Raw genomic sequence first — 1,302 nt, 5'->3', positions numbered from 1 at the left:
CACCGAGGTCTTCGACCTGCGCCCGGCCGCCATCATCCGTGACCTGGACCTGCTGCGCCCCATCTACGCCCAGACCGCGGCCTACGGCCACTTCGGCCGTGAGCTGCCCGACTTCACCTGGGAACGCACCGACCGCACCGACGCCCTGCGCACCGCCGCGGGCGCCTGAGACAGGCGGCCCGGCGGCCCCGCCCCCACCCCATCGACCCGCGGACACGACGTGCGGAAGGAGACGGACCTCATGCGCATCGCAGTGACGGGTTCCATCGCCACGGATCATCTGATGACGTTCCCCGGCCGGTTCACCGACCAGTTCCTGGCGGACCGGCTGGAGAACGTGTCGCTCTCCTTCCTCGCCGACGGGCTGGAGATCCGCCGGGGCGGGGTGGCAGCCAACATCTGCTACGGGCTCGGGCTGCTCGGTCTGCAGCCCGTTCTGGTGGGGGCGGTGGGCAGTGACTTCGAACCGTATCGCCTCCACCTGAAGGACAACGGGGTGGACACGGATTCGGTGCTGGTCAGCGAGAGCCGGCACACCGCCCGGTTCGTGTGCACCACCGACCGCGCCCAGAACCAGATCGCCACCTTCTACGCCGGCGCCATGGCCGAGGCCCGGGACATCTGCCTGCGCGAGGTGATCGAGCGGGCCGGCGGGCTCGCCATGGTGCTGGTCTCCCCGGACGACCCCGACGCCATGCTCCGGCACACCCACACCTGCCGCGAGCTGGGAATCCCTTTTGCCGCCGATCCCTCGCAGCAACTGGCCCGCCTGGGGCGCGAAGAAGTACGGGAGCTGGTGACCGGCGCGCGCTGGCTGTTCACCAATGAGTACGAGTCCGAGCTGCTGCGGGAACGCAGCGGCTGGACGGCCGGGGAGATCCTGCGGAGAACCGGCGGCTGGATCACCACCCGGGGGTCGGCCGGAGCCGCGCTGCGGCGGGCCGACGGGGAGCAGGTGGACATCGACGCCGTCCCGGTGGAGGCCGCGGTGGATCCCACCGGCGTCGGAGACGCGTTCCGGGCCGGCTTTCTGGCAGCGACCCAGTGGGGGCTGCCCGAACGCACCGCGATGGAGCTCGGCAGTGTCCTGGCGGCGACGGCGATCGACTACGTCGGCACCCAGGAGTACCGCCTCTATCCGGAGTCTCTCATCGCCCGTGCCCGGAACTCCTACGGTCCCGGCTCCGCCGCCCGCCTGACCTGCCACCTGGGGAGACTGTGATGAACGACGCCCGTGTGCGGGCCCTCCGTGAGGCCCTCGCCTCGCGGGTGGTGGTGGCTGATGGTGGTATGGGCACGATG

Annotated in this window: 2 protein-coding genes; both read left to right on the top strand. The window is 71.0% G+C overall.

Going from position 1 to position 1,302, the window contains the following annotated elements; genetic code table 11:
* Window positions 1-169, top strand: a 169-nt coding sequence (locus tag ABD299_RS24855; RefSeq protein ID WP_344267032.1) for a methionine adenosyltransferase domain-containing protein, incomplete at its 5' end; no start/stop codon positions are given.
* A gap of 72 nt (window positions 170-241) precedes the next feature.
* Window positions 242-1,222, top strand: a complete 981-nt coding sequence (locus tag ABD299_RS24850; RefSeq protein WP_344267029.1) for a carbohydrate kinase family protein — start codon at window positions 242-244, stop codon at window positions 1,220-1,222.
* Window positions 1,223-1,302: the final 80 nt, after the last annotated feature.

The sequence above is a fragment of the Streptomyces sodiiphilus genome (genome assembly GCF_039529215.1).
In the GTDB taxonomy this organism is placed as follows: Bacteria; Actinomycetota; Actinomycetes; order Streptomycetales; family Streptomycetaceae; genus Streptomyces; species Streptomyces sodiiphilus.
The sequence above is the reverse complement of the archived record's forward strand: the minus strand, read 5'-3'. Positions and strand labels throughout refer to the sequence as shown.

Excerpts from the sequence above, each read along its gene's own strand:
- ABD299_RS24850 (WP_344267029.1), top strand. The coding sequence starts at position 242 with ATGCGCATCGCAGTGACGGGTTCCATCGCCACGGATCATCTGATGACG.